General features: G+C 57.7%; 18 protein-coding genes and 1 tRNA gene. All 19 read right to left on the bottom strand.

The genetic code is table 11. The features are described 5' to 3' along the window. A complete protein-coding gene (locus tag HMPREF1546_RS07970; RefSeq protein ID WP_021749140.1) occupies positions 1-249 on the bottom strand; it encodes a hypothetical protein in 249 nt (82 codons plus the stop codon). A 4-nt stretch (positions 250-253) separates the two neighbouring features. After that, positions 254-1,216, bottom strand: a complete 963-nt coding sequence (locus HMPREF1546_RS07965; protein WP_021749141.1) for an amidoligase family protein — start codon at positions 1,214-1,216, stop codon at positions 254-256. After that, the gene (locus tag HMPREF1546_RS19580) at positions 1,213-1,341 is read right to left on the bottom strand and encodes a hypothetical protein (protein ID WP_021749142.1); all 129 of its coding nucleotides are present in this window, start codon (positions 1,339-1,341) and stop codon (positions 1,213-1,215) included. The genes HMPREF1546_RS07965 and HMPREF1546_RS19580 overlap by 4 nt, the downstream gene beginning before the upstream one ends. A 14-nt stretch (positions 1,342-1,355) precedes the next feature. Beyond that, positions 1,356-1,661 (bottom strand): hypothetical protein, encoded by a 306-nt coding sequence (locus tag HMPREF1546_RS07960; RefSeq protein WP_021749143.1) that lies wholly within the window; start codon positions 1,659-1,661, stop codon positions 1,356-1,358. Then, positions 1,651-2,583 carry a ParM/StbA family protein gene (locus HMPREF1546_RS07955; RefSeq protein ID WP_021749144.1) on the bottom strand — a complete coding sequence of 311 codons (933 nt, stop codon included), beginning with the start codon at positions 2,581-2,583 and terminating at the stop codon, positions 1,651-1,653. The genes HMPREF1546_RS07960 and HMPREF1546_RS07955 overlap by 11 nt, the downstream gene beginning before the upstream one ends. Continuing rightward, entirely contained in the window at positions 2,580-3,245 is a 666-nt protein-coding gene (locus HMPREF1546_RS07950) for a DUF4240 domain-containing protein (RefSeq protein ID WP_083490983.1), read from the bottom strand. The genes HMPREF1546_RS07955 and HMPREF1546_RS07950 overlap by 4 nt, the downstream gene beginning before the upstream one ends. 17 nt (positions 3,246-3,262) lie before the next feature. Continuing rightward, positions 3,263-3,697, bottom strand: a complete 435-nt coding sequence (locus HMPREF1546_RS07945) for a hypothetical protein (protein ID WP_021749146.1) — start codon at positions 3,695-3,697, stop codon at positions 3,263-3,265. After that, positions 3,694-4,113, bottom strand: coding sequence for a hypothetical protein (locus tag HMPREF1546_RS07940; RefSeq protein ID WP_021749147.1), 420 nt, complete (start codon positions 4,111-4,113; stop codon positions 3,694-3,696). The genes HMPREF1546_RS07945 and HMPREF1546_RS07940 overlap by 4 nt, the downstream gene beginning before the upstream one ends. Next, positions 4,110-4,835, bottom strand: a complete 726-nt coding sequence (locus tag HMPREF1546_RS07935; RefSeq protein WP_301546146.1) for a hypothetical protein — start codon at positions 4,833-4,835, stop codon at positions 4,110-4,112. Before HMPREF1546_RS07935 ends, HMPREF1546_RS07940 begins: the two co-directional genes overlap by 4 nt. Positions 4,836-4,843: 8 nt before the next feature. Further along, complete coding sequence (locus HMPREF1546_RS07930; RefSeq protein ID WP_021749149.1) at positions 4,844-5,776, bottom strand: hypothetical protein; 933 nt, start codon at positions 5,774-5,776, stop codon at positions 4,844-4,846. Positions 5,777-5,778: 2 nt separating this feature from the next. After that, positions 5,779-6,150 carry a single-stranded DNA-binding protein gene (locus HMPREF1546_RS07925; RefSeq protein WP_021749150.1) on the bottom strand — a complete coding sequence of 124 codons (372 nt, stop codon included), beginning with the start codon at positions 6,148-6,150 and terminating at the stop codon, positions 5,779-5,781. Positions 6,151-6,237: 87 nt separating this feature from the next. After that, the gene (locus HMPREF1546_RS07920) at positions 6,238-10,650 is read right to left on the bottom strand and encodes a collagen binding domain-containing protein (RefSeq protein WP_021749151.1); all 4,413 of its coding nucleotides are present in this window, start codon (positions 10,648-10,650) and stop codon (positions 6,238-6,240) included. Between the two features lie 118 nt (positions 10,651-10,768). Next, positions 10,769-11,500, bottom strand: a complete 732-nt coding sequence (locus tag HMPREF1546_RS07915; RefSeq protein ID WP_021749152.1) for a sortase — start codon at positions 11,498-11,500, stop codon at positions 10,769-10,771. Between the two features lie 36 nt (positions 11,501-11,536). After that, on the bottom strand, positions 11,537-12,427 hold the full coding sequence (locus tag HMPREF1546_RS07910; RefSeq protein ID WP_021749153.1) for a hypothetical protein: 891 nt from the start codon (positions 12,425-12,427) through the stop codon (positions 11,537-11,539). A 42-nt stretch (positions 12,428-12,469) separates the two neighbouring features. Further along, on the bottom strand, positions 12,470-13,381 hold the full coding sequence (locus HMPREF1546_RS07905) for a DUF3991 and toprim domain-containing protein (RefSeq protein WP_021749154.1): 912 nt from the start codon (positions 13,379-13,381) through the stop codon (positions 12,470-12,472). Positions 13,382-13,560: 179 nt separating this feature from the next. After that, complete coding sequence (locus tag HMPREF1546_RS18810) at positions 13,561-13,737, bottom strand: hypothetical protein (RefSeq protein WP_021749155.1); 177 nt, start codon at positions 13,735-13,737, stop codon at positions 13,561-13,563. A gap of 246 nt (positions 13,738-13,983) precedes the next feature. Then, on the bottom strand, positions 13,984-14,442 hold the full coding sequence (locus tag HMPREF1546_RS07900) for a hypothetical protein (protein WP_051319984.1): 459 nt from the start codon (positions 14,440-14,442) through the stop codon (positions 13,984-13,986). Between the two features lie 384 nt (positions 14,443-14,826). After that, a tRNA-Pro gene (locus HMPREF1546_RS07895) sits at positions 14,827-14,902 on the bottom strand. Positions 14,903-15,591: 689 nt separating this feature from the next. Continuing rightward, on the bottom strand, positions 15,592-16,877 hold a 1,286-nt coding region (locus tag HMPREF1546_RS18235), incomplete at its 5' end, for an AAA family ATPase (RefSeq protein WP_021751838.1).

Genomic DNA, 16,877 nt, shown 5'->3' with positions numbered 1-16,877 from the left:
TCAGCCCTCCAAAATGGTCAGGGCCCCGATTTTGGAGAGCCGGTCAAAAATGAAGCGCGCCTGCTGCTCCACATCGCCCTCCGGCAGCGGGAACTCCAAGCCGGTTGTCCGGATCACATTGTTCTGTAGAAACCAGATGTAACTCTCTGTGTCTGGAAACTCTGTGGGATCAAAGGCGCGCCCACGCAGCTGGTCCATGATCTCTGCCGCGGTACCGGAAAGGACGTCCGCTTCAATTCGAATCTTCATCTCATCATCTCTCCATTTCACGATGTTGTCTCTTTCGTTTGTTGACTTCATAACTATCCTTGTCATAGCGCCAGGCGCGGTCTCCGTCCAGGTTGGCCAGCAGATGATCACGCGTGTTTTTGAATTCCGGGCCGTTGAGTCCCAGGCGTACCAACCACACCCGGAAGGTAAACAGCTCATTGTCGCTGTGTGTTTTCTGCATGACCGCGCTGCGTTGGTTGATTGCTTGTGCAGACATGGCGAGGCATAAATTAACATACGCCGCTGCCTGCTCCGCATGGAGAGTAGAGTTGAAGCAGCGGAATTCCACCGTACCACGATAAAAAACAGAGTGGAGGTTTAAGGCGTAATAGCGCGTCCAGTTGTAATGTTTACCGCTTTCGACATTCCCCTCATACCAAATGCTCTCCAGCTGCGTCAGATCCGTTGTCTCCTCAGCGGAGAGCTGGCGGGCCTTCTGCAGCATAGGTTCCCGTACTTTTTTGCAATATGCTGCAACACGGTCAGGATTCACATTCAGGGCTTTGAAAAGGATATCCTCCTTGGAGAACATGATGCTCAGGAGATTCTTCAGGCTCTGCCGGTTGTGGTTGGAGGCGTCAACATGGACATGGATGCCGCAGGAGTCGTTGACCTTGCCTCCGGCATGGCGCATCTGCCGCACACATTCCTGAAATTTAGGCAACTCCACATAGGTCAATTTGGGGGAAACCATCTCCACCCAGTAGTGCCGGTCTCCAGTTCTCGCATAACCGTCCGATGTCTTTTGTTCCCCGCGGATACTGGAGTCGCTCACCAGTTTCCACTCTTTGTTTTCTGTGTCCCGGACAACCCATGTGCCGTAGGTGCCGCCTTTGTGCCGAGGCGTAGTCCCAAAATACCCTGCCAGAACTTCGGCAGCCTGCTCCCTTGTGATGCCGGTGAACTCCACCTCCACGCCGAAGCACTGATCCTTCATATCGATCATGCCGCTTCCTCCCGGCACAACGCCTCATCCACAGCTTGCAGCCGGCGGCCAATGGCCTCGATCACATAGCCAGTCACATTCGCGCGGGTCAGTCCGGCCCGGAAACCGCCGATCCACGCGAACATATCAAAATAGCGTATCAGGCTGTATCATCTCCCTCTTGCAACGCACGCAGAAAGCCGAGGATGCTCTCGTCCACCTCCTCGGCTTGCGGCCGCTCAGTTTCTTTTATTCTTTGTTCAATGTGGAATTTTTCCAGCTCCTCCCGAATTGCTTTTCGGACAGCATCCAGCAGCGCCTCCTGCTCCTGGGCCCGACATACCATTCTGCACACAGCATCCGTCCGCTGCCCTAGAGGAATGGCCCGCAGGACCTTCCACGCCTCCCGCTGCTGGGGCGACTGCATAGAAAGGGAGAGATTCAGCCTGCGCCGGTCACTGCTCATGGGCCGTACTCCCCGTCATCCGCTCCACAAGCCGCTCATACCCCTTGGCGTTCAGACATACGTCATCCAGGATCAAAGGCCGGCACAGGCTCTCTGTGGCGGTAACGTGCCGCTTCAGGAGCGCCGCCCCGCCTCCCAGGAAGATGGCAGGCATGGCGCGCACATCCAGGCCGCTCTCCATGATGGCCGAAAGCAGGTCCTGGACATACTGGCCCGCCTGGGTGTGGATGACAGCCCGGATGCGGTCATCCACGCTGACAGCGCCGCCCCGCAGGATACTCTCGATCTGCACGTCTGTCATGGACACGCCGAACATCTGACGCGCCTTCTCGCCGATCTCATCCAGGCAGCGGATCATGCCCAGCTCCAGGCTTCGGCAGGTAGCGGCGTTGGGGATGCGGTTGTCCAACCGCATCAAGTCCACTGTCCAGCCGCCAATGTCTGCCACGATGACGGAGGGCTCGTCCAGCAGCTCCGTCTGGGTCAGCACGGCGGCGTAGCCCTGGGGGAACAGCATCACATCCGTAAAGCGAACGGTATAGTCCCTGCCCTCATAGCGGGAGTACACAGGCTTGCCATCCCGGAGCAGGTAGTCCCGAAACTTCTTCTTGTCCCGTCCAAAGCTGGTCAGGGGCAGGCCGGCAGCCAGCAGAACCTCCGCTGTCCGCTCCATGCTCCGAGAGTCCAGCTCTTTGGCGATGGCCGCTAAGGTCAGGAGGTAATAGTCCTCCGTTCGGGTCTTATCCCGCTGGAGGGGCTGGCGGGCGCTGCCCACCACATAATACTTTCCGCCGTACTCCAGGACGTCTTTCTGGGTGTACGGCTCATGTTCATATTCCACCAGCCCGGTTGGGAAGGAAAAATGGGCAGTTTTCATGGCCGCATAGCCGTGATCCACCCCGATGATGATTAAGTCGCTCATCTTGCCTCACCGTCTTTCTTCCGCGATAGTTTCTTCTTTAAGTCATACTGTTTCCCCTGCTCCAGCATCGACCGCACATCCTCCGCCCCGATGTTCCATCCAATATTTTCGGTGTTAAATCGCTCTGTCCCTCCATATTTGGCGCACAGCCGGGGATATGCGGCAGGCAGAGCCTGTCTCGGCCTGGGAAATCGGATATCTTCCCGATAAATGATGTCTGCCTCCAGAATGGCTTTCCACTTCTCTTTGGCAGCGGGATCTGCGTTTTCATTGACGTCCTCTCCTGTGAGTTGTCTATATGTGGCATCGCCCACATAGGAAAGAGACTCAAAGCAGCAGTTTCCATACGGTTCCACATCTGCCAGCGAGTCTGGATCTTTCAGTGCGGCCAGATAGACCTCCCTGCCTTGGGCGATAAGCCAGGCCCGGAAATCGATAAATCCATCGTCAGAACACCATTCCATCATGATGCTGGCTGCATCCCAGAGACCGTATTGGTCAGCCAGTTCCTCGTAGATATGCAGAATATCATGGAACGCCTGGGTCTGCTCCGGCCCCATGGACATCAGTCGATCCTGCAGCTCATAAGCCATGGCCTCCATATTCTGTCCGCACTTTTCTTTTGCTTCATGGATCAGGCCCCAAAAGGTCTCCTTGTTGATTTCCGTGATCGTAGAATCTATCGTGCGTCACCTCGCTTGCAGTTGTCTTTTCCAGTTGCATGGTCCATCCGTGCTCTGCCTGACAGCTGAGGCGGCCGTTCCCGGAAGCCCATGCGCTCCAGGACAGTCTCATAGAGCCGTTTTTTGAAGGCACTGTATTCTGGAGTGTTGGTGTCCACCCCTCGCAGGATGGCCCGTTCATAGGTCGTGCCGGGCACAATCTCCCAAGAAACAGCCTTAAAATAGGCGGCGGTCAGGTACCTCAGCAGTTCATGGCCGTCCGCCGCCGTAAAGCGGCCGCAGGCGTCCTCGTAGGGATATTCCTCCCACAGCCGCTTGATCCCCGTGATCTCCTGGGCGGCAAAGTAAAGCCGGAAACCGTCCGGATCGTACTGTGATGCGACGCGCTCATACAGCTCTTTCAGCTCTTCCGCTTTATCCAGTCCCTTCATCCCGCTTTTCTCCTCTTTCCCTGCATGAGTACGCTTTTCAGGCGATCCAATACGCGGATGCGCACCCGTACCTTGCCCGCCGTGGCATCCAGGCCCCGCATCTGGTTCTGGATACGGCGCTGGACGCTCTGGAGCTGCCGCTGATCCCGGCAGCACTCCAACACAAAATACCGCCCCTTGCCGTTGGACATGACCTCACGCCTGCCATCGTCATCTCGCAGGCTGGCCATGAGACGCTGCCCCAGCTGCCGGCGGTAGCGGTCCTGCAGAATGCCCGTATCCTCCGCCACATAGTGCCGTTTCAGAATGGCCACGATCTCATCGCTGCCGATCTCCATATTGGCGCTCAGCGTCTCCAGGATCTCGGCCCTGGCGTCAGGCGGGAGCCCTGGTCTGACCTGATTCTGCTCCTTCATCGCTCCTGCCCCCCTCGCTGAACAGTTTTCGGCCGGACAGTGGGCCCTTCTGGGATAGGGGGCTCCACGCCAAACACATACAGCTTCCCGTGTCGCTCCGCCTGTTCCGCGCCATAGCCGGGAGGCAGGGCCTCCATGCTGTCCGTGACCATTACCTTCCGCAGCTGACGGTCTTTCCGGGAGATGTAGCTGAATTCGTGTTCTCTGTCCCGATAGACGGGAATGCCGTGTTCTCCCTCATGGCGAAAGATATACTTGCTGACCGCCCGCTTCTCCAAAAGAAAGGCGGGCTGGATGCCTTGTTCCAGTTCGGCGGCCATGCTGTTGATGTACTGTCCCATGTCCCGCACATTGCCGCTGCAGAACTCCGGCGCGTCGTATCCATACCGCTCTGTGTACAGTACCCACTTGGCCAGCTCGTGGGGGCAGTCCAGTGTGATGACAAAGTATTTCCCCTCACGCTCACCGGACAGCGGCTCGAAACGCACATCGTCATACAGCGGCCCCGCCATGGGACAGTTATTCTTGAACCATACATAGTAGTTGTCCAGGATGAAGGGGGCCTTGATCCCCAGCACCGCGCTGGAGAGTTTCTTCAGTCTGCCAGCCAGGGCGTCGTTCCTGCAAAACCAATCAAACCAGCCGGCCTCACACTGCACAGACAGGTCCCGGCTGTTAAAGTCACCGGCGCGGAATCGCTCCTGCCACTGTCGCACAGACATCTCCGTCACTATACCGCCTCCTCTTTCTGGCCCTGGCTTGGCAGGATGCTCTGTTCCAGGATGTCTGCGATGGAGGAGAATGTCTCCGCCAGCTCACGGGCTTCCTTTACGGTGTCCGTCAGCTCCTCCCGGTTCATCCGGGTGCATTCCACCCAGGCCCGCACATTCTCCTCTGTAGGCTCCAGCAGAACAGCCTTTTCAAACGCTTTACAAAACAGGCCGGCGATCCTGCTCCGCTGGTCGATCTCCGTATCCTTCTGCCGGATCTCCTTTTTGGCCTTTTCAATCTCCACAGCGGCGACAGCCGCCTGCTCCCGCTGTTCCTCCGGCACCTCCTGGAGCTGACGGGTCAGATTGTACCCCTGGTTGATAGACAGTTCCTTTTTGTCCAGCGCCTCTTTCACAGCAGCAGGGGCGTGTTCATCGATCTGCATCACCTTGCCCATGGTACGTTCCCCAAGCCCAACAGAGTCAGCCAACTCTTTGCGGGTATCCACAGAGGCAGAGTGGACTTCCGGCAATGTTGCCAAAAGTCCACTCTCATACTGATTCCCATGGTACGTCTGTTGATTTGCCTTTGCCCTGGCCTCGATCTCCGGCTTCAGCTTCAGGGCAATTTTTCCCAGCTCCCACTTGTCCAGATTGCGGCGGCCCTTCTGGGTATCCAGAGCCCATTGCTTGGCCTCCAACAGATCCTCAAAGGCGAACACCGCCATCTGATAGGGCAGGCTGTGTTCCTCGCACAGCCGCTGGCGGTTGTGTCCATCCACGATGACCAGGTCCTCGTTGACAATGATGGGCGAGTAGCAGCCATTGTGCAGCAGATCCGCTTCCAGGGCTGCCAACTGCTCCCCACTCAGCGGGGGGAGCAGTTCGACCAGCTCCGGCAGCACCACAGGCTTGCGCTCGGTGCTACTGTACAGGATGCCTGTGTTCCGCATGGTCAGGCGGCCTCACAGACGTCCGGCTGATCCATGGTCTGGGGTTCTTCTTCCACCTTGCGGGGGGAGAGGAACTCCACCTCGGTGGCTTTGATCAGGAAGCCCGGTTGCCGGGTAGGATCATCCTCAAAGGTGATCGTCTCAAAGTCACCCACAGCGGCCAGTTTGCAGCCCTTCCAGGCAAAGGCGGCGCACCGCTCCGCCAGAGGGCCGCGTACCTTGATGGAGATAAAGTCGGTGAGCCGGTTGCCCGCCTGATCCCGGTAGCGGCGGTCCGAGGCAATCCGCAGGATGGCATAGGGCTTGCCGGTAGCTTCGTTCATCTTCAGCTCCACATCGTTGGTCAGGTTCCCGATTGCAGTGATTTTCAGCATAGTTTTGTTCTCCTTTTCAAATGGATTTCTTTGTGATAGTCTTTGCTATAAGAGAGGGAGGCCCTCCGCGGGCCTCCCTGGGGTAAATCAATATCCGGTTCTGGGCAGGGTCTCTGTCTTGCCATACACCGTTGTCACCCAGCGGCTGATAGCCTGGACCCACTGGTCGTTATACACGCCGCCCACATCCGCGATGTTCACGAAGGAGCTGCCTGCGGTCAGGCCGCTGACGGCGGTGCATTTCAGCATGGGCTTCTCCACCTGGGCAAAACCGCCCGGCGCCTGGCCGAACACGAACATGATCTCCGTTACCCGCTCATTGGCGGCGAGGCCCAGGGCCGCGGGAGACGCGGCCAGCGTGTAATTCTGCGCCGTGGATAGGTTGTCCGCCAACGTCCGGTATTCTCCGCCGTTCACCCGGTAGGTGATCTTATAGGCGCCGGGGAAGTTGTAGGTGCCTGTCACCACAGTGTCTAGCCGCACCTGTGCGGGCAGAGTATCGCGCCAATAAAAACTGCCTAAGCGCACATTAGAGGTATTGGCGATCCCGGAGAAGGTGTAGTTGACCGGCTGGCCGCTGACCACCTCTTTGGGGCCGGTTTTCGTAATGGAAACACCAGTGGACAGGCTCTTATCCGTCACCTCAAAGCGGAGGATTTGGCCCTCGTACTCCAGATAGGCAGTCAGGACCTCCTCGTTGATGCCATAATTGGCAGGGGCCTTGACCTCCCGGACGGAATAGAGCGACAAGGGCAGCTGTTTGGAAACCGCAAGCCCCCGGCTATTGCTCTTGATGGTGTCCACCAGATTGCCGGCCTTGTCATAAATCTCAAAGACCGCCCCCTCCAGGAGCGTCCCAGCGGGCAGGCCGTTGGTGGGATTGTAGTCCGCGGACCGCTTGACAATCTGAATTTGGCCAGTGATGGGCGTATTCTCCCACTCCACCAGGGTGGTCTCACCCGCCTTGACATAGACCGTGCGCAGCTGGGTGTCCGGGATGTACCCCTCATTCTCCAACTCGCGCAGGTAAAAACGACCGCCTCCCTCCAAGTCCTCAAACCAGGCATAGCCCCGGTCATCGGTGGTCTGCTGGTCGATGGGGTTATGACCGCTGTCATAGAGAATGAACGATACGCCGGGGATACCTTCCCCGTCCGCGGTGGAGATTTTGTGTACCAGGATGCCGGAGACGGCCTCGTTTTCGATGACCTCCTGGGTGACCTCGCCATTCTTGACGGAGAAATAGTGCCGGGTGGAATCCAGTTTGAATCCGGAGGGGCTTTCCTGCTCCAAGGCATAATAATCGCCCTCGGCAAGCGGAGCAAACACAGTGCCCGTGTCTCTGGTGGTAACGGTGTCTACCAGGGCGTCATCCGATGCCTTGTGGATCTCAAAAACGGCGTCAGGAAGCCGCTCCGTCTTGTCCGCGGCGTTGACCTTGATGATCTCCACGCCGCCCTCTCTGGCATTCCAGAAGGTCAACGTCTGGACCTCGCCCTCTTTGATGAGGATGCTCTGGGGGCTGCCGTCCAGCACAAAGCCCTCCGCTGTTTGGGTCTCCCTGGCGGTGATGGTAGTTCCGGGGGTGAGGCCGGTGATGACCGCACGGCCATCCTCCCCGGTGGTATAGACGCCGTTGTTGGGACCAATGACCGTCCCGGCGCCGTCTGTGACCAGGAACTCCACGCCGGCCAACGGCTCCCGGTCTGTGCCTTTGATGAACTTTTCCAGGACGAGGGTCGTCTCTGGCTTGTTATAAAAATAGAGCGTCTGGGTGTCATTGGGGTGGACCACTACCGTCTGCGTCCGTGTGGCCTCGTCGATGGTATAGCCTGGGATCGAGGCCGTTTCCGTTGCTACGATAGTGCCCACCACCCCGGAAATGGTGATCTTCCCCTCCCGGTCGGTGTAATAGAGGCCATTGGAGGAGAGCTGGCCGTTTTCGTCCGGGACATAGGCCCCATCCGCATATGTGATTTTGAACTCCACCCCCTCCAGCGGCTCATGGGTGCCGGAGCTGCTCCGCTTGACAATGACCAAATTGCCGGCGGGGGCGTTGCGGAACTCCAGCCCCACGGTCTCGCCGCTGCGGATCAGGGCGTACCGGGGGCTGTCATCCAGCAGGTAGCCGGGCTTGGCCCGGACTTCCCGCGCCACCACCGTGGTGCCGGGGGTGAGGCCCTCCACCAAGATCTCGCCCGCGCTGTTGGTCACATAGCGGCCGTTGTTGGTACCAATGAAGTTGCCGGAGCTGTCTGTCAGCAGGAACTCTACATCGGAGAGCGGTTCCCGCTTCTCGTCATCGCTGACCTTGGTAATTAAAAGACTGCCCAGCGGGGCGTTGCCGAACCGCAGGGTGACCACGTCCTGCTCCTTGCCGGAGATGTAGACGGTCTGGGGCTCGGAGTCAATGAGGTGGCCGTCCGGGCTTTCCAGTTCCTGGACGATATAGGTGCCCTCTTTCAGCCCTGTGACTGTGAAGGAGCCATTTTTCGAGGTCTCATATTCGCCAATGACCGTCCCCCCTGTGCCGGAGGTCTCGCCGCTGAGGTAGCGCAGCTCGAAACGAGCCCCCTCCAGCAGAGCTCCCGTCCGGCTGTCGTATTTGTAGACCACCAGTGCCGACAGGGGTGTGTTGTCCACGACCAGCTCTTTGCTGGCACCGGCCTCCAGATAGAACTCGTAAACACCATCATCCTGGATGGAGAATCCCGTCGGACTCTCCTCCTCGACGACCTTGTACCAGCCCCTATTGATATCGGTTAGGGTGATGCGGCCCGAGGAGTCCGTGTAGTACGTCCCAAGATCGTTGATCTCGCCGGTGGTGGTATTGTCCGAAGCATAATAGATATGGAAACGTGCGTTTTCAAGCGGATCTTGTGTGATGGAATTCCGCTTGATGACCGTGAGCGACGGTTTGACCGCGTTGAAGAAGCGCACCGTCCGGGTGACGCCCGCCTCCAGAGAGATGGTCTGGGGGATCTCACTGATAATGACGTTGGATGGTACGTTGACCTCCGAAATTTCGTAGCTGCCGGGGTCCACCTCCAGGAAGGCCCGGCCCTCGCTGTCTGTAACCACGGTGTCTTGGAAATCCCCGTCGATCTGTCGGACCTGGTAGGTAACTCCCTCGATGGGAGAGCCGTCGGCAATATTCCGCTTGACGATCTCCAATCCGGGCCGGGTGTAGTCCTCAAACCGTGCCTCGCTGATCTTGCCGGGCCGCAGGGCAATGGTCTGCTCACTGGCGGTCCGCACGAACGGCTCCGGAACGGACTCCTCCTTGACCACATAAACGCCGGCGGGGAGGTCCTCCACCAGGGCGCACCCATCCGGCCCGGTGGAGACGGAGGTGCTGAAGGCGCAAGTGACGCCCTTGATGGAGTAGACGGCGTTTTCCACGGGAGAGCCATCGGCAGCCGAGGTCTTGATGACCTTGATGCCGGGCAGCTCTTCATCCTCAGCGGTGACGGTGTACTGCTTGTCACCGTCGGTGACGCTGACATAGACACTGCGGGGCGTGGGGTCCAGGGCGTAGCCTGACGGGGCCTCCTGCTCCACAAAAGACCACAGGCCCTCGGTGACGTCGTGGACCTCGATGTACCCTCCGCCGGAGGTCACATCGCTGCCGGCGATCTGGCCGTCCAGGTAGATGTTGTAGACTGCCCCATCCAGGCCCCGGTCCGTGCCGGCGATGACCTTCTGGAAGGTGATGTCACCATCTCCGGCGGGGAGAGACGGTTCCTCCGGGTCCTCTCCAGGCTCTCCGGACGTTATCACCTTGCGGTCGGAATGATAGGCAAAAAACGTCTGCCGCCCGGACACGCTGGAGGTGGCCAGCACCACCCACTTGGAGCTCTCATCCTCCACGATGGAGGCGCGGATGCCCTGGGCGGCGTATTCCTCCACCTGGGCTTGCAGTTCCGCGTCCTCGTTGGCTTTCTGGCCCAGCAGCCAGTTGTAATACTCAACGTACTGGTCGTAGGTATCTGCGTTGGCAAAGCCTCCGGCGTCGATGTCGCCGCTGGGATCGCCGCCTGCGCTCTTATCGCTCTGGTTGTCCCAGATGTAGGTCTGGAGCGCCATGAACAGGCTGCCGGGGATCTCGCCGGTGTAGTCAGCGATGTAGCTCATCATCCATTTAACGTTTTCCCGGGTGATGGCGTCCATCTCCCCCAAGCCGGTCTCGGCCACCGCGTCATTCCACAGGGCGTCCGCGTCCGCTCCGGTGGCGGATCGGTAGGTGTAGGACTGTAAAAAACTCTCCGTTCCGTAGCGGTAGGAGTAGCCCAGATCCATGCACCAGAGCTGCCGCCCGGCCGCCGTGGGAGGGCGGTAGGAATAGGACTGGCCCTGGGAGTTGAGCCGGGTGGTCCAGAGGTTGGGGTCCGTCACCGGCGTAATCCCCACACCGGTGGACTCCGCTGCCATCGCCGCCGTGGGCAGGAGCGTGAGCACTGTCAGCAGAGTCAGAAGCAATGTGACGATTCTCTTTTTCATATAGCCTCCTTCATAAAAACAGCTTGCATTCCAGAAATGAGAAAAAAGCCCCCGGCTCCGAGAAATTCTTGGAGCCGGGGGCTAAATGAGCTGCATATAAATATGGTATCTGTTCATGTCACTTCTCCACAGCCTGCACCATCCAGCGGTATTCCCGCTGGTCGCGCACACACGTATATAATGTCAGCCGATTATCTGGCGTGGCCGCTGTCCCGCTGGTATCTGTCTCCAGGACCTTTTCCACAGACACGACTTCGTAGGTCCGGGTGCCCAGCTTCGTGGTCCAGGTGATCGTATCACCAGATTCCAAGGTATGGATCTTGCCAAAATAATTGTTCGTTCCACGATTGTGCGCCGCAATGCAGCAATTTCCATCCCACAGACTTGTATTGGAGAAGTGACCCGCTCCCTTAGCCAGTGTGGCGCTGCCGGTCCCCTCATAGACCTTGACGCTCAGGCCGATGGCCGGAATTTTCAGGGTACCCAGGCTGCCGTTGGCGTAATAAAGGTCTGAGGTCACTTCGGTATAGCCTGAACCGGCAGATCCAGTCGAAGACACCCCGCCGCTGATGCTAGGATAGTTCACAGGCCCCATCTGCGTAACCAGGCCGCCGTCCAGAGCGCCTGGCACCAGATTGGGCGTCAAAGGCGTTCCCGATCCGGGGAGATAGCTGGTCGGGGAACCGAATGTAGGGGGAATCAGAGCGGTGTTTTTGCTCCGGTCCACATTGGGATTCTCCCATTCGTAGATCGTTTCGTCACTTGTGGGCCGGGCGAACAGATAATCGTCCGGTGCCTCCATTGTGTACTCTAATGCGCTGGCCTGGCCGACGCAAAGTGCGCACAGCATGGCCGCCAGAAATAAGACCCGAATTTTCAAGCGTGATCATCTCCTCTTTTTGATCTTTTGGAACACAAACACACCTCCGGCAGTCAATGCGATTGCCGCGCCGCCTGCCAGCAGGGGAATCTTCACCGCGGAGAGACTCACAGAGGACTTGGCAGTTCCCTCTGATGCCTGCGTGCTGCCGAAGATCGCTGTATAGGTCACAACATCGCAGTCGGGCTTGGCCACCTCGCCGGTATAATCCGCGGTTACGGTGTAGCCTGTGGCATAGCGTGAGCTGCTGGTGCCGGTGTAGCTTGCGGTAGCGGTATAACGGGTGATGATCCCACCCACGCCGTCTATCTGTTCCGTGCTGTCCCATTGGGCATCCGCCAGGGTCAGGGTCTTTCCGTTCTCCTCGATGCTTTTTGGAATGAGGGAGACATCCGCCTCCGACAAGTTCGGATAGTTTCGACTGGCAGAGAGAGCCTGGGTCTTGGTGGCGTAGCCATCCACGGTCACCTTGACCGTCGTGTGATCCAGCTGCAAGGTCCCGGTGTAGCCGTCCTCCGTGGTGACCTCCAGCTCCGCGCTCAGCTGCTGCAGGATGGTTTCCATATCGTCGGTGCTGCTGGCTTGGGTGACCGTCTCAATGTGGGGCTTGGTGTCCACGCCCACCTCATTTTTCCGGGTCATGTCCAGCAGATAGTACCGGCGGCCATTGCGCACGAAGTCCTCTGTGGGAATGCCGGAGGGGTCATCTGACAGGGACAGCTGATAGACCTTGTTGATGCGGGGTTCCTCTGCCTCGCCATAGGTGTACTCCTCCACGGAGATGGGGTAGAAGATGACGCTCTGGCCGGTAGAGGTTTCTTCCCCGGCAGCCAGAGCAGGGACACTCCCGGCCATGATGATGGCCAGGGTAAAAAGGGTTGTCAGGATTCGTTTCATGGTTATTCCTCCGTGTTTTGATGATAGCTGGCCTGGTTTTCCTTATCTGCTCTCTCCTTGGCAGGCATCCCCCCTTTCTTTCTGCCAGCTGCGCTGCTGCAGGTATTCGTTCCAGTCCTTCCCCCTGGGCGGCTTCTTGATTTTTACGGTGTACCCAAGCTTTTCGTACTTGGTCTGGAACTGTTCCGCCGCCGTCTGCCCAGGGCCATCCGCATCCAGGCACAGGGCAATCTGTCGGATGGCGGGGTTGTCCCGCAAGTATGTGTCCAGGGCTCCTTCATACAGGCCGCACAGGGCGACGGCGTTGCTGGTAACCTTCCGGTGCAGGGTGAGGTAGCTCATTAGGTCGATGGGTGCCTCAAACACCAGCGCCCAATCCAGGTCCGGTCTGCTGGGGAGGCGGAATCCAATGCTCTTGTCGCTGCCAGACACATCTCCTTTGAAACCGGGGCCATTCTGATCATACGTTCCTCGCTGATTGGCGAATCTGGGTACTCCCTCAGCATCTCTGCCCACAAATACACAGTTATGGTGCAGGGCGTCCTCATACAGCAGGCCGGAACTGAGAAAAGCACGAATCACCTGCGGCGCGATACCTCTCTTCCGAAGATAAGCAAATACATGGCGGTGATCTGCGTTTGCGGGGGGAAGCATGAACAGCGCGCGTTCTTCCTTTGGCTGAGCTTGTGGCGATGATCTGGCTGGTGCATCCCTGGACCGCCCATGGTAGGCCAGCAGGCACTTCACCGCCTCTTGGAAACTCTTGCCGCAGAACCACTGGAGAAACGCAATGGCATCCCCGCCAGTCTTGTCAGAGTAGCGAAACCACGTGCGTCGATTCCTGATGCGGAGGCTGTCCATCTCCTTGGTGGTATGATACCTGCCGATCTGTCTGACCTGGTATCCCAGGTGCTCCAGCAGGTCCGGCAGATCCGTCTCTCTGGCGATCTGCATTTCCGTGTCCGAAAAACGATGATCTGTTCTTGTCTCCGTATACTTCACCTCCCAAAAGCAAAAACAGCCCGGAGAGAGCTTTTATGAAAAGCTCTCTCCGGGCTGTTCTGTTAATAATAGTTGAATATTGGGCATTAAGCGAACATTCAGTGTTCGTCCATGCCTATACCGCATACTCTTTAGGCGGACACTTCCGTCAGCCGAATCTGATGAGTTTTCCCATCTTTTAAGACCTCAAACGACGCCAAATCAAGTTCGATTGTCTGGGGGGATGGATTTGCTACCTTAACCACGCCCTGTTTCACGCCGTCAATTTCAATGCCGAGCAGATATTCTGAAACCACATTGTTCTCCATAACAGCTCATCTCCATTTTGTTGCAAAAATGCCGCATGATCTGCCTTGTCGCCTATATCATAATGTGGGTATATTTACCCAAGTCAGAATCAGTGAGGCGAGAGACTATTCATGCGGCATATCCATTATATGCTACATTTTAAATGCCTGTCAAGTCCTGCTGGGTTTGCAGCAACGCACAAAAGCTGCTCAGGACATCCGGTCTGAGCGGATGTCCTGAACAGCTTTTCCTGCTTGGTTCGTTCATCATCCGATGGCGGTTGACCAGTCGGCATCATACCCTGGCTTTTCCGGTTCGGATTCCGCCTCTACGGGGGTGTTCTCTGCCAGTGTCGATTCCAGGGCCTCCCCTTCCTCTTGGCGGGTTCCAGAGGCTTCCCCAACCGCTTCTGCCGCGTCCAGTGCCTCGGTGATCAGGTCCAGAACGAATTCCCGCTGCGTATATTTACGGCCCAGGTGCTTGCTCTCCCGCTCCAGGTACCGCTTGATCCGCTGGAAGAGTTCCTCTGAGATCTGAAATGCCATCGTTCTGTTTCCCTTATTCTCCATGCTGCTTTTCCCTCCATTTTCTTTCATCTCGTAGTATTCCATAAGCAGTTGGGTGATGTACTGGCTGGTGGTCTGGCCTGCTTTTTCCCGCTCCTCACATACCTTCGTATGGAGGGCCAGGTCGATCTGGGCGCATAGGTTTTTCGTCTCTGCCATTCTGTACTGGCCTCCTTCCTTGATGGTAACGCAAGTATACCCAGAAAGCATTGTGAAAGCTATTACCAACACCAACAAAGAATGGCGAACAAGCGCAGCATAAGTACCATGCGCCCGACCCCTTCTGAAAAGCAAAGAGGCCCCCAAAGTTTACCGTTGCGAATGGAAAACTTCGGAGGTGCGGGAAAGCCGGAGAGTTCGAAACACTTCAGTGCTGAAATTGCCGCATTTGCATCTCTCTGGAGCGTGATTTTGGGGAAACGGGGTCTGGTTTTCAATAGTTTGACTTTTTCCTGTTATTTAGCCAGCATTCTTTGTAAAAACGCAGAAATGCCGCACTTTCGTGCGGCATTTCTGCTGTGCATCTTTTTTATCAACACATTTTGGTCCGAGTGGAGCGATTCGAACGCTCGGCCCCGTGAACCCAAATCACGTGCGCTACCAACTGCGCTACACCCGGATATTCAGTTTTTCTGCATGATACCATGCGGAGAAAGAAAAAGCAAGTTTTTCGTGTCTGTGGGCAGTGCTGTGGTCAAGCCCGATTTTGCCGGAATTTTTCAACCGGAAAATTTCCGCCGCAAGCTACTGTCCCAAGGACTTCCGGACTCTCGCTTTTGGGGGAATGGATAGGTCATCTATCCTCCCAAATCACGTGCGCTACCAACTGCGCTACACCCGGATATTCAGTTTTTCTGCATGATACCATGCGGAGAAAGAAAAAGCAAGTTTTTCGTGTCTGTGGGCGGCGCTGTGGTCAAGCCCGATTTTGCCGAAATTTTTCAACCGGGAAATTTCCGCCGTAGACTACTGTCCCAAGGACTTCCGGGATTTCACTTTCAAGGGAATGGATAGGTCGTCTATCCTCCCAAATCACGCGTGCTGCCAACTACGCTACATTTGGTCATAGATATTTCTCCCACCCGGGGGCGTTCTTCCCCACATACGTGCGGCAATATACTCTGCGATCCGCCGCGTTGGCACTCTGGCACCATCTTTTACTGGATCGTGGACAGCACGATGGGTTCATTTTATACCTCTCTATTTTACCTGTTTCTCCGCCAAAGTCAAGTCTATTCGCTTCCGGCCGGTATGTCGGAAAGGCCGTCCGGAGGCTATGGGGCCTCCGGACGGCTTGACCAGGTCTCTTCACTTGGAAACGCAGAGTCGATTGTTCTCCACGGTAAGCTTGGCGGTGTCACCGGCCTTGAGGGTGCCGTCCAGCATCTTCTCGGCCACGGCGTCTTCCACCTTGCTCTGGATGGCCCGGCGCAGGGGACGGGCCCCGTACTTGGGATCAAAGCCCTCCTTAGCCAGCTCTGCCACAGCCTCGTCGCTGGCATCCAGGTGGATGCCCATGGTCTCCATCCGGGCGGAGACGGTCTTCAGCATCCGCCGGGCCACTTCCCGGATGTCCTCCTCCGTCAGGGGGCGGAATACGATGATATCGTCGATCCGGTTTAGGAACTCCGGGCGGAAGGTCTGGCGCAGCTCCGCCATCACCTGCTCCCGGGCGGTCTCGAACTTCTTTTCAGCGTCAGGATCGGAGTCCCGCTCCTCGGCGGAAAAGCCCAGCTTGCTGCCCATGGCAGTGAGGCTGCGGGCACCGATGTTGCTGGTCATGACGATGACGGTGTTCTTGAAGTCCACCGTCCTGCCCTGAGAGTCGGTGATCCGGCCGTCATCCAGAAGCTGCAGCAGGATGTTCCACACATCCTCGTGGGCCTTTTCGATCTCGTCAAACAGTACCACGGAGTAGGGCTTGCGCCGCACCTTCTCCGTCAGCTGACCGCCCTCCTCGTGGCCCACATAGCCCGGCGGGGAGCCAATCAGACGGGACACCGTGTGCCGCTCCATATACTCGGACATATCGATCCGGATCATGGCGTTCTCATCGCCGAACATGGCCTCTGCCAGGGACTTGCACAGCTCCGTCTTTCCCACGCCGGTGGGGCCCAGGAACAGGAAGGAGCCGATGGGGCGCTTCGGATCCTTCAGACCCACACGGCCCCGACGGATGGCCCGGGCCACGGCCTTTACGGCTTCGTCCTGACCCACTACCCGCTCGTGGAGGGTGTCCTCCATGTGCAGCAGGCGGGTGCCCTCATCCTCCGTCAGACGGGTGACGGGGATACCGGTCCAGCCGGCCACCACGGCGGCAATGTCGTCAGCGTTCACCGGGCGGTGCTGGGTGTTGTTCTTGCGGCGCTTCTCCCGCTCCATCTCCACCTGCTCCTGGTAGTCCTTCTCAATGTCCCGCAGCTTGGCGGCGGTCTCATAGTCCTGCTTCTCGATGGCAGCCTCCTTGTCCTTGGCCAGGGCGGCGATCTTCTCCTCCAGGCTCTTCAGCTCCGGGGAGATCTCCTCCGTCTCCATCCGCACCCGGCTGGCAGCCTCGTCCATCAGGTCGATGGCCTTGTCCGGCAGGAACCGGT

The sequence above is a fragment of the Oscillibacter sp. KLE 1745 genome (genome assembly GCF_000469445.2).
Taxonomy (GTDB): Bacteria; Bacillota; Clostridia; order Oscillospirales; family Oscillospiraceae; genus Oscillibacter; species Oscillibacter welbionis.
The sequence above is the reverse complement of the archived record's forward strand: the minus strand, read 5'-3'. Positions and strand labels throughout refer to the sequence as shown.

Excerpts from the sequence above, each read along its gene's own strand:
- HMPREF1546_RS07970 (WP_021749140.1), bottom strand. The coding sequence starts at position 249 with ATGAAGATTCGAATTGAAGCGGACGTCCTTTCCGGTACCGCGGCAGAG.
- HMPREF1546_RS07965 (WP_021749141.1), bottom strand. The coding sequence starts at position 1,216 with ATGATCGATATGAAGGATCAGTGCTTCGGCGTGGAGGTGGAGTTCACC.
- HMPREF1546_RS19580 (WP_021749142.1), bottom strand. The coding sequence starts at position 1,341 with ATGTTCGCGTGGATCGGCGGTTTCCGGGCCGGACTGACCCGCGCGAAT.
- HMPREF1546_RS07960 (WP_021749143.1), bottom strand. The coding sequence starts at position 1,661 with ATGAGCAGTGACCGGCGCAGGCTGAATCTCTCCCTTTCTATGCAGTCG.
- HMPREF1546_RS07955 (WP_021749144.1), bottom strand. The coding sequence starts at position 2,583 with ATGAGCGACTTAATCATCATCGGGGTGGATCACGGCTATGCGGCCATG.
- HMPREF1546_RS07945 (WP_021749146.1), bottom strand. The coding sequence starts at position 3,697 with ATGAAGGGACTGGATAAAGCGGAAGAGCTGAAAGAGCTGTATGAGCGC.
- HMPREF1546_RS07940 (WP_021749147.1), bottom strand. The coding sequence starts at position 4,113 with ATGAAGGAGCAGAATCAGGTCAGACCAGGGCTCCCGCCTGACGCCAGG.
- HMPREF1546_RS07935 (WP_301546146.1), bottom strand. The coding sequence starts at position 4,835 with ATGTCTGTGCGACAGTGGCAGGAGCGATTCCGCGCCGGTGACTTTAAC.
- HMPREF1546_RS07930 (WP_021749149.1), bottom strand. The coding sequence starts at position 5,776 with ATGCGGAACACAGGCATCCTGTACAGTAGCACCGAGCGCAAGCCTGTG.
- HMPREF1546_RS07925 (WP_021749150.1), bottom strand. The coding sequence starts at position 6,150 with ATGCTGAAAATCACTGCAATCGGGAACCTGACCAACGATGTGGAGCTG.
- HMPREF1546_RS07920 (WP_021749151.1), bottom strand. The coding sequence starts at position 10,650 with ATGAAAAAGAGAATCGTCACATTGCTTCTGACTCTGCTGACAGTGCTC.
- HMPREF1546_RS07915 (WP_021749152.1), bottom strand. The coding sequence starts at position 11,500 with ATGCTGTGCGCACTTTGCGTCGGCCAGGCCAGCGCATTAGAGTACACA.
- HMPREF1546_RS07910 (WP_021749153.1), bottom strand. The coding sequence starts at position 12,427 with ATGAAACGAATCCTGACAACCCTTTTTACCCTGGCCATCATCATGGCC.
- HMPREF1546_RS07905 (WP_021749154.1), bottom strand. The coding sequence starts at position 13,381 with ATGCAGATCGCCAGAGAGACGGATCTGCCGGACCTGCTGGAGCACCTG.
- HMPREF1546_RS18810 (WP_021749155.1), bottom strand. The coding sequence starts at position 13,737 with ATGGAGAACAATGTGGTTTCAGAATATCTGCTCGGCATTGAAATTGAC.
- HMPREF1546_RS07900 (WP_051319984.1), bottom strand. The coding sequence starts at position 14,442 with ATGGCAGAGACGAAAAACCTATGCGCCCAGATCGACCTGGCCCTCCAT.